We start from the raw sequence: 13,776 nt of genomic DNA on the forward strand, positions 1-13,776 counted from the left end.
CATAGTGCCCTTGGTCAACGACATACGCGGTGAACTACACGGCGTGTCGCAGGCGGAGTCTTGCGGATCACACAATCTTTCGGTAATGAATGGGCCTAGTGGTTCTTGCGCAGTTCTGCCCTCAGCCAAGCAGTGTGCAACGAGGCAATGACCTCACCCAATTCCCCCGCTAGCACAGCTGCTTCAGCGGGCGCTGACGAAGCAGGCCGGGCTCGCACCCCTGCTGCAACTTGTTCGACGAGTGCGACGTGCCGGGATGCGGCAGATTTGATCGAACGCAGGTGTCGCCAATCAATCCCATACTGCTGGAGTTGACCAGCTAGCTGAACAATCAAACGATTGTGGTCAGTCGCGCTTGGGGACCCTTGAGCGCCAGTTTCTAACAGATTTGCACTCGCCAACTCTTCAATGAAGGCGTGTGATGCACCGGTGACATCTGCAAGTGACCCGAGGTGGGTCACTGCGTGCTGTGCTGTGGTGTGCCCATCTGCGGTCGCTAAACGTGGCCCAACAACGTGATCGGGGGACTCTCCCCCAGCGTCCAAGTCAGCAAGTCGTTCCTTGATGACCTTGAGCGGAAGATACCGGTCGCGTTGCTGGGTAAGAACAAACCGCAAACGTTCTACATCTGCAGGACTGTATTGGCGGTAGCCCGATGAGGTACGGGACGGGGTCACTAATCCTTGCTCTTCAAGAAAGCGCAGTTTCGAGTGACTAACAGTTGGGAATTCGACTCGAAGCGATGACAGCACATCAGATATCCGCAATGAGGCTCGGTGGGAGAGCCCCTGCGGCCATGTTTCCATGACCCGCAAGGGCTCAAGCGGTGAAGACTGTGTTACTGGGGTTTCGTCTGCTGCTCCGACCATGCGCCTCACTGGCCTTGCTGAGGAGAGGGGGCACCCTGAGATTGCGGGCTGATATAGAAGATCATCCGGTATTTACCGATTTGAATCTCATCACCGTTCTTCAAGGTGTACCGGTCGATCCTGTCTCTGTTGATGTACGTGCCATTGAGTGACCCGGCATCGCGTACTTCGAACTCAGCGCCTTGACGCAAAAACTCTGCATGCACACGGGAGACGGTGACATCATTGAGGAAGATGTCAGCCTCTTCAGTGCGGCCAGCAACAATCCGGTCTGCATCAAGAAGGAAGCGCTCCCCTTGAGAACGTCCGGCTTGCACAACAAGCAGAGCTGACCCACGTGGTAAACCACTGACTGATTCGCGAACTTCAGGACTCGCAGAAGCAACATTAAAGGCCTCTTCGAGGGAGTTAATCGACGCAAAGGTCATCGTGCTGTCAGACATGTCGTGGTGCGCGTCGGCATGTGGGTTGTCGGGCGTCTGACGGTTCATGATGTCCTCCACGGTTTGGTGAGCTGTACCAGCTGTTCAGGTCCCCTGCCGGCCTGTTCTCATCGTCCTTCACGTAGGCGGTCTATGCGAAGGACGTATCGTCTGTCAAGCATACTGAGTTTTTCAAGGACCTGCCATCATCTTGGCCGCGTTGATCAGTAGTTTTGACGGGGAGTAGGACTCAGTCTTGGGTTTCTTGTGGGGTGGCGAACTCTAGACCTTCAAGTTCTACAACCGATTCAATCGCGACGATCTCAGATTCAGTGATAGACGCATCTCCCCCTCTAGACCGCACTGTAGCCATCGCCCCGCCAGGGATTTCAAGCGCGGGAACCAAAGTCTTCGGGTCCCCAATCGCCTTCCACACATACGGCGCAGTAGTAACTTGCCCATCGATCACAACCCCTTGGCTGTTATCGACGAAGTAACTTGACGTCACGATCCGAATGCCATTGACCTCAACGGTTTCTGCACCAGCATTACGCAGTTCCTCAAGGACATTGAACAAACTTGCCGCTGGCAACGGATTTGATCCTTCAGTGAGAAGAATTGTTACCCCTGACCCTTCTGCCGGCAAACGGCCAGACAAAATGCCTTGCGTTTCGACGTCTTGACGCGCGGCGTCAAGGGCTGCGCGTTGAGACGAAGAGCCTGACTGCAACTCATTCTCCAGAGCGCGCAACCGAACAATCTCATCTTCAAGGTCGCTATTGCGCCGGGTAACATCATCGAGCAGATTCACGAGGTCTGTTTGGCGCAAAGATGCAAACTCGTCTTGCTGGGAGATTTGCAATTGAACAACTAACGCGAACCCTAAAAGCCCCAGCAGCACCGCTGAAAGGATTTGCGCTCGCGTCACACGCGGTTTCAACAACCCAACCATAGAGCGTACTGGTGGCGTTACCGGTTGATCATCCGAGGTCCGCATATTATCTTCAGGCGTTTCATTGCCCGTTTCATCAGAGCTCAGCGAGGACCGAGTAGAAGGCGCGGAAGGTTCTGCCGACTCTTGCTCTGCAATAGCTTCGTCGTCCACCGCGTGGTCCGGGCTTGTCGCGGAAGAAGCGTGGGAAGGTTCGTTACTCATGACAGACCATCACGCCTTGAATATATGACGGCGGATTGCCGCGACGTTCGAGAAGATGCGGATGCCCAACACCACCACCACGCCCGTGGCTAGTTGCGACCCGACTCCAATTTGGTCTCCCAAGAAGACGATGAAAGCGGCGACGACAACATTCGACAAAAACGAAATGAGGAACACGCGGTCGTCAAATAAGCCGTCAAGCAACGCCCGAAAACCACCAAAAAGCGCATCGAGCGCCGCCACCACCGCGATGGGTAAGTAAGGTTGGAGGTAACTAGGGACTGTCGGCTCAAGGATGAGTCCGGCGATAACACCGATGGCCAAACCAATAAAAGGAATCACTGCTCTACCTTAGTGCTGGAGGGTTGATCAGGGCGACCAATCGGAAACGTCACTCATTTCCGCGAACACTCGCATGGACAAGACCACGTGCTGTGCCGCCGGGTAGCGCAAGAGACGATGACTCATCAATACTCCAACTAATCCCGTACGAATCTGACAAACCCGTGAGCTGCTGAGCCGCTGGAGACTCCGAAAACTTCCTCGTCATATCTTCCGCGTCACCCACAGCATCAATCCGATATGGCGACGTCAAACCAGTCAAATCAACAAGAATTGCCGGGCCAGCAGAACGTATCGCACTAGTTGGCGTCAACCGTTGCCCATTGATCGCAATAGCCTCAGCACCAGCAGCCCACAGCCCATTTACCACGACACGAACATCAACATCGTGAACCCGTTTGTTCGGGTCCAACTCACTTCCCGTCCCATCACGCAACGTCACCGTGACACCAGATCCTTGAACCGCGGTAACTCCTGAATGAAGTTGATCCTCATGCAACAACTCCATGAGCTCGGGATCCTGCTCTTCAAGCAGTTGCGCTCGCAGTGTGTCAACGGTGCTTTGTTTGGCACCTACCTCTGATTCCAACTCTCGTAGAGTCGTTTGGCGGTCATCGATTTGATCGATGAGGAGAGTTCTAGCACTGGAAGTGACTGCGGCACGCTCACGAAGTTCTCGTACTGCTGTCACGCCACCCACACCGATAGCTATTGCTAAGAGGAGTATGAGGATCTTCTCTACAACGTGGGACCTTTTAGGGACGCCTGCAACATCTTCCCTAGCGCGACGCCTTGCGGCAGCACTGTAACCGAGATCCAGCGGGTTTCGCATGATCTCGTTGAGAAGGGACATCGACGCATCGGGTGGTACTTCACGCTGCGGCGAGTGCGGGTCCTGGTGGGTCATAGTGCGGCTGGACCTTGTTTCAACAGTTTTTGTCCACGCTGAAGATACTGCAGCGCTGACAGCCAGTAGAGTACTGCACCGAGAATAGCGAACAACCATGCCATCGCGATAGCCACTTCCCGTACGCCATCTGGAAAGGCAGTAATAACCGAGACGATGTAGATCGGGAAGGCTAACAAGAGAAATAGTGTGGCAGCTTTACCAATAAAGGTCACTGCCATGGGTTCATGCCCTCGACGGGCGATAGCTGATACCAACACAAGCATCATGATGTCGCGCACCGCGATGACGGCGAAGAGTTCCCACGGAATGATGTCTCTGATGACAAACACAAGCAATGTCACGAAGATGAAGCAGCGATCTGCGATGGGATCCAGCGTCTTACCCAACTCGCTGACTTGGTGGAAACGACGGGCAATGTAACCGTCCGCCCAGTCAGAGAAGGACGAGACAACGACCACGACCAACGCCCACACATGCTGCCCGGAGAGCATAAGGACCGCAAAAACAGGGATAAGTCCAAGGCGGATAAAGGAAATGACGTTGGGAATCGTCCACACCGTTGCGCGTGCCTGATTGATGTCACTCACCTGCCCTCTCGCCGCTGTCGTGGTGACCTACCACTTGTCTCCATACTATGGGCAAGGCCCTGTGTTTGATTTCACCACCGTAGGGACTGCACACACTTTCGCCCACACCGTAGACTGGTCAACAAGCAGTACGTCGCTGCTTCCGCCAGTGCGTGTGTTCTTGGCCCAGATGGCGCCTCCAGTGTGTTTTCGGACGACGCGACGTGACGATTGCCGTACAGCGCAATCGGTTCTGCATGTCGCACGTTTTGGGTTAGCCCCGTCCACGCTTGAAGGACACGGGCCGCGCAGAGAGAAATCAGTCCGCTCAGCAACCGCTGTGAGCGCGCTGAAACGTGTGCAACGACCTTTTTCTCCAACAGAATGGCACACACCATCGTGACTGAAACAGTCAACACTCCACCGGTAAACACTGCGACCTTCCAAGACCTCAACCTTCCTGAACAACTGCAGCGTGCAGTGGACGCACTTGGCTTCACTACCCCGTCTTCCATCCAGCAAGAGGCCCTTCCAGTCCTCTTTGCCGGAAACGACATCACGGGAATCGCGCAAACAGGTACAGGTAAAACCGCAGCCTTCGGTATCCCCCTGCTAGCTAGCATCGACGTCAGCGACAAGTCAGTTCAAGCAATTGTGCTTGCACCAACTCGTGAACTTGCCATGCAGGTATCCGAAGCCATTGAGTCCTTCGCACAGTTCATGCCTGGCCTCAACACTCTTGCCGTCTACGGCGGATCCCCATACCCCCCACAAATCCGCGCCCTAAAAACTGGTGTGCACGTTGTTGTGGGTACCCCAGGGCGCGTCATTGATCACCTTGACCGCGGCACACTTGACCTCTCCAACGTCCGTTTCCTCGTCCTTGATGAAGCAGACGAAATGCTCCGCATGGGATTCGCTGACGATGTCGAGCGCGTATTCAGCGAAGCACCTGCCAAGCGTCAAGTAGCGCTCTTCTCCGCCACGATGCCTCCGGCAATTCGTAAGGTTGCGCAACGCCACCTCAACAACCCAGTCGAGATCGCCGTTGCACGCCAATCCACAACCGTGACCGCGATCGACCAGGAATACGCGGTCGTTCCATACCGTCACAAGACAGGTTCACTGTTCCGCGTCCTTGCAACATCAGACGTTGAAGCTGCAATCGTCTTCTGCCGTACCCGTGGTGCAGCTGAAGAAGTCGGTGCAGCGTTGATTGAACGCGGCATGTCAGCAGCCACCATCTCTGGTGACGTCCCCCAGAAAGAACGTGAAAAGATTGTCGAGCGCTTGCGTGCCGGCCAACTTGACGTTCTTGTCGCAACAGACGTCGCAGCTCGTGGCCTTGACGTGGAGCGCCTCGGCCTCGTCGTCAACTTCGACATCCCCGGCGAACCAGAAGCATACGTACACCGCATCGGCCGTACGGGACGCGCCGGACGCCAAGGCCGCGCCTTGTCCTTCATCACTCCTGCTGAGCGCGGAAAGTTGCGTCTCATTGAACGCACGACTCGCACTCCGATCAAAGAGATCGCGATTCCTTCACCTGCTGATGTCTCTGAACACAAGACACGCAAAATGTTGGAGTCACTGACGAACCGCATCGAAGCTGGCCGCCTCAGCATGTACGAGACGCAGATCGAATCGCTGTTGCAGGAAAACAGCGAACTCAACCCTGTAACCGTTGCTGCTGCACTCGCAGCATTGGCTGTAGGCGATGCTGGGCCACGTGCACGCGCTGATCAAGAAGAATACGAACGCCAAATGGCCGAAGAGGAAAACTCTCGCCGTCGGGCAGAAACTTCCCAGCGTGGACGCGATTCTCGTGATTCTTCAGACCGCGGCGCTCGTGAACGTGGTGGCCGTCCTGCACGATCACGCGACAGTTCAGGTACCACGTACCGTATCGCTGTGGGGTACAACGATGGTGCAGAACCACGCGGCATTGTTGGTGCTTTGACCAACGAAGGTGGCTTGCGCGGCAAGGACGTCGGCCGTATCAACATGTTTGCAACCTTCTCTTTGGTTGACATCGTTGAACCACTTGATGAGCCCACCATGGCTCGCATCTCTAAAGCTCGTTTGGGAACCAAATCACTGCGGATTCGCCTTGATGACGGTGGCCCACGTGGTGGTGCTCGTTCAGACCGCAACGATGGTCACCCAGGTGGCGGCCGTGGTCGACCAGCAGGTCGCTTCGGGCAGTCATCCGATCGTGGCCCTCGCCACGAAGGCCGCGGTGCTCCACGCCGCGAACGTGCTTACTGAGCATTAACGTAGATAGCCTGTGAAGGAGGCGAACCCACACTAAGTGGGTTCGCCTCCTTTGCTGTTCACACGTTGTACCAGTTCTGCATGCACCTGCCGGGTTTGTTTCCCCTCTGAGGTGGCGAGAGCTTGAATGAGTGTTCGACGCCCGTCAGTGGTTTCTACCGCGACCCAATCGGAGTCGGTGGTGTAGTTGACACGAATGATTGCTGACCACCCGTATATGGTGGTGCGCCCGTAGTTTCGGATAATGATTCCGGTGTCTGTGATGATCAATGCGATCCGCATGACGCGAAGGAGTAACCCGATGATGAGCGTGCCGAGAATGATCCACGCGATGGTGTCACGGGTTGAGTAGCCGTTGGGTACGCCTGGTGCTTGCCACATCAAGACACCTAAACCTAAGGTGCAGACCACAGCCAGCGAACCACAGACAGCAAGGAGCACACGTGGGCGTACCACGTGTGCTCCTTGTGTGTGCGGTGATCCGTGTGCTGGGTTCTGTCCCATAGCAACCCAGTCAACCTGATAACAGGTGGGTTCGCTCGGTGAGGGATTTGAGCCTTGCAGTCCTGTGGTTATTTACAGGCGGCAAGCAACAATCGCGGTGACGAGTATTGCTCGCGCTCCTAGGCCGTAGAGTTCGTCCATGACTTTGTTGGTTTGCGCTTTGGGGACCATTGCGCGTACGGCAACCCATTGAGAGTCGTGTAGTGGCGAAACTGTTGGTGATTCCAGCCCTGGGGTCACTGCGACTGCTTGTTCAACGAGGTCAACGGAAACGTCGTAGTCCATGAGGACATATTCGTGGGCGGTCATTACGCCCTGCAGTCGGCGGGTGAGGGTGGCGAGGCCATCGGTTACTTGTGCGCCGCGGCCTTTAATGAGGACGGCCTCTGAGCGCAAGATTGGTTCGCCGAAAACTTCGAGCCCTGCTGCGCGCAATGTTGTGCCTGTTTCAACGACATCAGCGATGAGGTCGGCGACCCCAAGTTTGACGGAGCTTTCTACTGCCCCATCGAGGTGAACAACTTCTTGTGGGTAGATACCTTTGTCGGCAAGGTGTTGAGCAACGAGCACGTTGTATGACGTGGCGACTCGCAAGCCGTCGATCTGTTCGATCGAGCTAATGGAACCTGCTGGTGACGCGAACCGGAATGTTGAGCGCGCAAACCCAAGGGGTAGGTGTTCTTCAGCGTCTGCCCCAGAATCGAGGAGTAAGTCGCGGCCGGTGATTCCGGCGTCAACTGTGCCAGCCCCTACGTAGACGGCGACATCTCGTGGGCGGAGGAAGAAAAATTCGACGTCGTTGTCTGGGTCAGACAGAACAAGTTCGCGCGAGTCACGGCGTTGTTTGTATCCGGCTTCACGCAGCATAGCTACGGCAGGTTCGGACAGGGATCCCTTGTTGGGGACGGCGATACGGAACATGGTGAAGTCTTTCGGGTGGGGGTCTACAGGTATTTGTACACGTCGTTCAGGCTGATGCCTTTGGCGATCATCATGACCTGCGTATGGTACAGAAGCTGTGAGATCTCCTCGGCTGCCTCTTCGGTGCTCTGGTACTCGCTGGCCATCCACACTTCAGCTGCTTCTTCGACGATTTTTTTGCCGATGAAATGGACGCCTCGGTCAAGTTCCTCAACGGTTCCTGACCCTTGGGGGCGCGTGACAGCTTTATTGTGGAGCTCTTCATACAGCTCTTCGAACGATTTCACGTTGTCCAGTCTACGTGTAGTGGCAGGGTGGGTGTAGGCGGCGGACCAGCGAGTGGACGCTGCCCCGCTGTGGCCTGGTTAGTGGGTGTGTTGTGCGGCAAGGTCGCGCAGGGTCGCGATCTCTGCGGGGATGTCTTGTGCACCGTAAACAGCTGACCCGGCAACAAAAACGTTGGCCCCTGCATCAGCTGCCCGTTCGATGGTGGATCGTGAGATCCCCCCGTCGACTTGGAGCCACACGTCAAGGTTTTGTTCGGAGATCGCGGCGCGGGTGCGTGCGATTTTTGTCAGCATCGAGTCGAGGAAGGATTGTCCACCGAAACCTGGTTCCACGGTCATGATGAGGAGCATGTCTAGTTCTGGGAGGAGGTCTAAGTATGGGTCGATGCTTGTGGCTGGGCGCAGAGCCATACCAGCTCGGGCGCCGAGGCGCCGAATTTCACGTGCAAGTCGAATGGGTGCGGTGGCGGCCTCCGCATGGAACGTAACTGATTGGGCGCCAACTTCTGCGTATTGGGGTGCCCAACGGTCTGCGTCAGCGATCATGAGGTGCGCGTCGATGGGGATCGGAGAGACCTGCACGATGCGTTCCACGACTGGCAGCCCGAGGGTCAGATTGGGCACAAAATGGTTGTCCATGACGTCAACATGCGCCCAATCGGCGTCGGAAATCCGACCCAGTTCGTGGCTGAGGTTGGTAAAGTCGGCCGAGAGAATTGACGGCGAAATCTGGACGGTCATGGGGTCCTTCCGGTTGCACAACTCATTGTTATGTCGGGCGTGGTCGGGAGTGTCTATGTGGTGTTAGGAGATGCGACGCAGGAGGGTAAGGTGCATGGCGTCGGTTGAATGGATGTGTGGCCATAGTTGCACATCTGGCCCTTCTCCTACATCGATGGTGTCCCCTGCGATGGCTTGTACTCGGTGTGCTGCGTTAATCTTTTCCACCGTGTCACCGCCAAGTTTGCGCAGGACAGTGTCGACGACTACTCGTGTTTCTCCAATGTGCGGTGAGCAGGTGACATATCCGACTACTCCCCCGATGCGCACAGCTTTGAGCGCTGACATGAGGAGTTCTTCTTGGAGTTTACTCAGTTGCCCAACGTCAGAGGTGGTGCGTCGCCACCGTGACTCTGGGCGGCGTCGTAGTGCGCCAAGCCCCGTGCATGGCGCATCAAGAAGGACACGGTCATAGGACTGTGGTTCGAGATCACCGATTTCTCGACCATCCCATACTTGGATGCGTTCAATCGCTTCGTCAGGGACTGCACGCAGGGATTTGTCGACGAGTTCAGCGCGGTGTTGTTGCGATTCATTGGCGACAAGGGTAGCTCCGCGTAATGCAGCGAAAGCGCCCATGAGGGCGGCCTTCCCACCTGGTCCAGCGCACATGTCTAACCACCGGGAGTCGTCACCTTCGATGGGTGTGTCAAGCAGTGCAAGGGTCACCAGTTGTGAACCTTCGTCCTGGACGCCTGCTTCGCCTCTGCGTACCGCTTCGATGTGGGCAGGGTCTGAGCCGGGCATGATCACGGCGGTTGGTGCCCACGATCCGGGAACTGATTCATCGATCAGTGCGAGAAGTTCGTCAGCGTCACTGAGGCCGGGGCGCGCTACCAGGGTGACCTGAGGGCTTGCATTGTCTGCCTCGAGGAGAGCAGCGATTTCTGTTTTGTCCCGTCCGTGTGCCACCAGCGAGTCACGCAGTGCCCGGACGATCCATGTGGGGTGGGAGTAACGGATGGCAAGGGCTTCAACGTCGTCTCGGTCAGCTGTGACCTGGTTGATGAGGTCCTCAGGTGTGTCTTCACTGATGGACCGCAAGACGGCATTGATGAACTGTGCGGGGCCAACTCCTACGTGTGACCGGGCAACTCCCACTGTTTCCGAGACTGCCGCGTGCGAAGGGACACGCATTGATAGCAACTGGTGGGTCCCTAAGCGCAGCAGGTCAAGGACCGCAGGGTCAATCTGATCTAAGGGGCGTGATGTTTTCGTGGCGATGACCGCGTCATATAAGCCAGACATTCGCAGTGTCCCGTAGGTCATTTCAGTGGCGAATGCTGCATCCCGCGGCGTTAAACGTGCCCGCTGGAGCGCCGAGGGCAACACCAGGTTGGCGTAAGCATCAGATTCTGACACGGATTGGAGAACTTCAAAGGCAACTTGGCGTGCTGTTGTGCCCTGCCGCCTGCGCTCACTGGGTGCAGTGTCGCTGCGGTGACCTTGTCGTTCAAAACGCGCACCCGAACGCTGGCGTCCCTGTGCATCGCGTCGCTGCTGGCCGTCAGCCATTTACTTGCCTTCCTGTTGTGACACAAAACGTGCCCCTGATTCCAACCGTGCGCCCCGTGCCCAATCTGCGGCGGGCATTGACTTTTTCCCACTGGGGGTGACGTCACCCAGGCGAAGCACCCCGGCTGCTGTTCCCACAAAAACGTCACGCTTCGTTGCGTGAATTTCTCCAGGCGCCAAGGACAGCTCGCTGTCTTTCTCTACCGTGCTGGGGCCAATGCCTAGCCGTGACTCTTGGCCATCAAGTTGGGTCCACGCACCTGGTTGTGGGGTACAGCCACGAATGAGGCGATCAATAATATGAGCGGGAAGAGTCCATGGGATGTGCGCATCCTGTGGGGTGAGTTTTGGGGCAACGCTCACCCCTTCAGCCTCTTGTGGAATGGGTCGTATGGAACCGTCAGCGATGGCGTCCATCGTCCCGACAAGAAGCTTCGCCCCCGATTGCCCGAGCCTCACCAAAACATCACCGCTGGTGTCCCTGGGTTTAATGGTTTCGGTTGTCATCCCATATACCGGCCCGCTATCTAAACCTTGTTCAATCCGGAAGGTCGAAGCACCCGTGATCTGGTCCCCCGCAATGATCGACCGTTGCACAGGGGCCGCCCCACGCCAAGCAGGCAGCAAAGAAAAGTGCAGGTTGATCCACCCATGACGAGGAATCTGCAGAACACTGGCCGGCAAGATGTGGCCATAGGCAACAACAGCAACGCAATCAACATCTCGCTGTTCAAACCACTGTGCAAACTCAGGGTCACGTGGGGTAGCTGTCAATACATCCACACCAAGCTCATCTGCCCGCGCACGCACCGGTGAAGGGACAAGTGTGCGCCCGCGCCCAGCACGAGCATCAGCCCGGGTGATAACCCCCACCACCTCGTGGTCGCTAGCAACCAACGCTTCCAAAGAGGGCAGGGCAACTTCCGGGGTTCCGGCAAACACAAGACGCATAAACACCATTCTACGGTGCTGGCACCCACGCCACCGGGCACAGTACTCCTACCGTGACCAACGGCTCACAACAATTCTTTGGGGTCCAACACCACATGCACCAAAGACAACTCACGTTGGGCGCTCGCAATACGCAACAACGCACGCAACTCACTTGCCAGAACCCGCCCACGCCGCACAGGCACCCGCACAATCACCCGCACAACAGGTTCTAATGTGTCGCGCAACCGCTCAGGGATATCGGGGTGATCCGGGTCAATCTCCACAGGCCCCAACACAGTCAGCTCATCAAGGTGCCGCAACTTCTCAACCATCGCTGACACGATGCGCTGATCACCCGTCAAAGCAGCCACCCGCACCGCTGGTGGTAAGGACAACTCAACACGCTCATCAAACTCACGTTCAGCTAACCACCCACCATCCCAGCGAACCAACGCCGCTGTCGGTAACGCAGGCCCTTCCCCCACGACATACACCACGCCCTGGTCATCACGGGAACGCGTTAAAGCAGCTGCTGCCATCCATCGATCAAAAACCTGCACCGAAGCGTACAAACCACCACTTCCACGAGCCACATGAGCATCAAGGACAACAGTCAACACATAACCACCAGCGACGACCGGTTCTGCCCCAGGGGTCGCAACAACGATGCTAGGCCGCGCCGGCACTCGCGCCAACACCCCACCGACTGCACGCCCCCCAGAAACACGCACAGTCACCCCAGGAAAAGCACGCCCAAGCTCCTCAGCGGTGCGGTCACTCCCAATACGCACCGCTCGCACACGCCCAGCCCCACACTGACCACAACGCCAATCACCAGCAAGACGACCACACCACCCACACTGCGGCACACTCCCAGATCCACCCAGCGACAAAGGGCCACGACACGTCGGACAGTGAGCGCTCTCCCGACACGCAGCACACGCTAATGACGGCACATACCCTGCCCGTGGAACATGCACCAAAACCGGCCCAACCATCGATGCGTGATGAATAGCTCGCCACACCCGAGGAGGCAAACGTCCTGCACTTGGACCATCCGCGGCATAATCTTGATCCCCAAAATGCACCATCCGCGGCGCAGTCGCCCGCACCACCTCACGCGCAGCAACTATGGGGGCAGCCCACCCTGAAGACACAAGTGATTGGCCCTGCAACGACCGGCCAAACCCTCCGACAAGCAATGCGCAACCCTGAGCATCACTACGCAACGCAACCACCTCACGTGCATGAGGGTAAGGAGCATGCCTGTCTTGAAACGACTCATCAGCATCGTGCCACAACACCGTTAAACCCACATCAGGCAACGGAACAAAAGCCGCCGAACGAGTCCCAACAACAATATCTACCCGACCAGAACACGCAGCCAAATACCGGCGATACCTTTCACCCTGACTCAGATCATGCGTAAGGAACGTCAACACCGGAGCATCAGGAAGCCCAGGTCCACCGTCCACACCCCCAGCGCCCTCTGAAGCACCATCAACGGTGTCAGCATCGTCATCAGACGCAACAGGTTCACTACTGTCAAAAAGTTGAGCGCCAGCCGCAAGAAACCCCTGCACCACCACATCAACGTCCCGCGAATCAGGAACAATCACTAAGCCACGGCGACCACCATCGAGAGCGCCGCCAACGGCCTGAACAACATCACAAACCCACCAAGGGACAGCCGAATCACCCACCCCATCGTTGCCCTGAACCCCAGGTAGCGCGGTCCACACCCCACGTACTGGCTCCCCAGCAGCAACCCGACGCACAAACGCTGAACCACCCACATAGCGCTGCCAACGGTCCTGCCCCCACCCCGCGGCTACAACCGGACGTGGGGCAACAACCGGCGACTCAGAACGCGCATGACGAGAAGGAACAGCAAGACGCAAGACATCGGCCAACGCGCCACCATAATAGTCAGCGACCAACCCAGCGAGCTCAAAAAGCTGCGGCGGAACAACCGCCACACCATACACACCCTTCAAATGCGCCAACGCACCCTCATGGTTACTGTCTGGCACCCGGTCAACAACAAACCCGTCAACAACTTGCCCACCAAAAGGAACCCGCACACGCACCCCAGGCCCAACAGCCTCATGCATCCGCGCAGGAATCAAATAGTCAAACAATTGGTCAACATGCAAAGGAACACGTTCAACCACCACACGGGCAACCGGATTCTCCGGAGCAACAGCAGTCTGACCCAACCGGCGACGACGCCCAGTTTTCTGGGTCACCCCAGGCAACTCCAACTGGCCTTGACCAGCATCATCATCCTGCGCCAC

14 protein-coding genes are annotated in these 13,776 nt (G+C 56.9%); 1 reads left to right on the forward strand and 13 read right to left on the reverse strand.

The genetic code is table 11. The features are described 5' to 3' along the window. Window positions 1–95 precede the first annotated feature (95 nt). The 6 genes from ftsR to G538_RS0113400 form a co-directional block, all read right to left on the reverse strand. Window positions 96–869 (reverse strand): transcriptional regulator FtsR, encoded by a 774-nt coding sequence (gene ftsR, locus G538_RS0113375; RefSeq protein ID WP_051197236.1) that lies wholly within the window; start codon window positions 867–869, stop codon window positions 96–98. 5 nt (window positions 870–874) lie between these two features. Then, window positions 875–1,360, reverse strand: a complete 486-nt coding sequence (locus tag G538_RS0113380; protein ID WP_029069693.1) for an FHA domain-containing protein — start codon at window positions 1,358–1,360, stop codon at window positions 875–877. A gap of 181 nt (window positions 1,361–1,541) precedes the next feature. Further along, window positions 1,542–2,447 (reverse strand): DUF881 domain-containing protein, encoded by a 906-nt coding sequence (locus tag G538_RS16990; RefSeq protein ID WP_051197238.1) that lies wholly within the window; start codon window positions 2,445–2,447, stop codon window positions 1,542–1,544. 9 nt (window positions 2,448–2,456) lie between these two features. Next, window positions 2,457–2,789 carry a small basic family protein gene (locus G538_RS0113390; protein ID WP_029069694.1) on the reverse strand — a complete coding sequence of 111 codons (333 nt, stop codon included), beginning with the start codon at window positions 2,787–2,789 and terminating at the stop codon, window positions 2,457–2,459. A gap of 49 nt (window positions 2,790–2,838) precedes the next feature. Continuing rightward, entirely contained in the window at window positions 2,839–3,696 is an 858-nt protein-coding gene (locus G538_RS17600; RefSeq protein ID WP_051197240.1) for a DUF881 domain-containing protein, read from the reverse strand. After that, the gene (locus G538_RS0113400) at window positions 3,693–4,286 is read right to left on the reverse strand and encodes a CDP-alcohol phosphatidyltransferase family protein (protein WP_029069695.1); all 594 of its coding nucleotides are present in this window, start codon (window positions 4,284–4,286) and stop codon (window positions 3,693–3,695) included. Before G538_RS0113400 ends, G538_RS17600 begins: the two co-directional genes overlap by 4 nt. A gap of 363 nt (window positions 4,287–4,649) precedes the next feature. Here G538_RS0113400 and G538_RS17000 point away from each other — a divergent pair, with 363 nt between their 5' ends. Beyond that, window positions 4,650–6,533: a DEAD/DEAH box helicase gene (locus tag G538_RS17000; RefSeq protein ID WP_035834360.1), complete on the forward strand. Its 1,884-nt coding sequence runs from the start codon at window positions 4,650–4,652 to the stop codon at window positions 6,531–6,533. Window positions 6,534–6,572: 39 nt separating this feature from the next. On the opposite strand, the gene G538_RS0113410 is transcribed toward G538_RS17000, so the two are convergent. The 7 genes from G538_RS0113410 to G538_RS0113440 form a co-directional block, all read right to left on the reverse strand. After that, window positions 6,573–6,995 (reverse strand): PH domain-containing protein, encoded by a 423-nt coding sequence (locus tag G538_RS0113410; RefSeq protein WP_029069696.1) that lies wholly within the window; start codon window positions 6,993–6,995, stop codon window positions 6,573–6,575. Between the two features lie 120 nt (window positions 6,996–7,115). Next, window positions 7,116–7,964, reverse strand: a complete 849-nt coding sequence (gene hisG / locus G538_RS0113415; RefSeq protein WP_029069697.1) for an ATP phosphoribosyltransferase — start codon at window positions 7,962–7,964, stop codon at window positions 7,116–7,118. 23 nt (window positions 7,965–7,987) lie between these two features. After that, window positions 7,988–8,251 (reverse strand): phosphoribosyl-ATP diphosphatase, encoded by a 264-nt coding sequence (locus G538_RS0113420; protein ID WP_029069698.1) that lies wholly within the window; start codon window positions 8,249–8,251, stop codon window positions 7,988–7,990. 78 nt (window positions 8,252–8,329) lie between these two features. After that, entirely contained in the window at window positions 8,330–8,992 is a 663-nt protein-coding gene (gene rpe, locus G538_RS0113425) for a ribulose-phosphate 3-epimerase (RefSeq protein WP_029069699.1), read from the reverse strand. 63 nt (window positions 8,993–9,055) lie between these two features. Continuing rightward, window positions 9,056–10,546: an RsmB/NOP family class I SAM-dependent RNA methyltransferase gene (locus G538_RS18395; protein ID WP_029069700.1), complete on the reverse strand. Its 1,491-nt coding sequence runs from the start codon at window positions 10,544–10,546 to the stop codon at window positions 9,056–9,058. Beyond that, entirely contained in the window at window positions 10,547–11,497 is a 951-nt protein-coding gene (fmt, locus tag G538_RS18400) for a methionyl-tRNA formyltransferase (RefSeq protein ID WP_029069701.1), read from the reverse strand. A 65-nt stretch (window positions 11,498–11,562) separates the two neighbouring features. Beyond that, a complete protein-coding gene (locus tag G538_RS0113440) occupies window positions 11,563–13,776 on the reverse strand; it encodes a primosomal protein N' family DNA-binding protein (RefSeq protein WP_029069702.1) in 2,214 nt (737 codons plus the stop codon).

This window comes from Jonesia quinghaiensis DSM 15701 (assembly GCF_000423205.1).
Lineage (GTDB): Bacteria > Actinomycetota > Actinomycetes > Actinomycetales > Cellulomonadaceae > Jonesia > Jonesia quinghaiensis.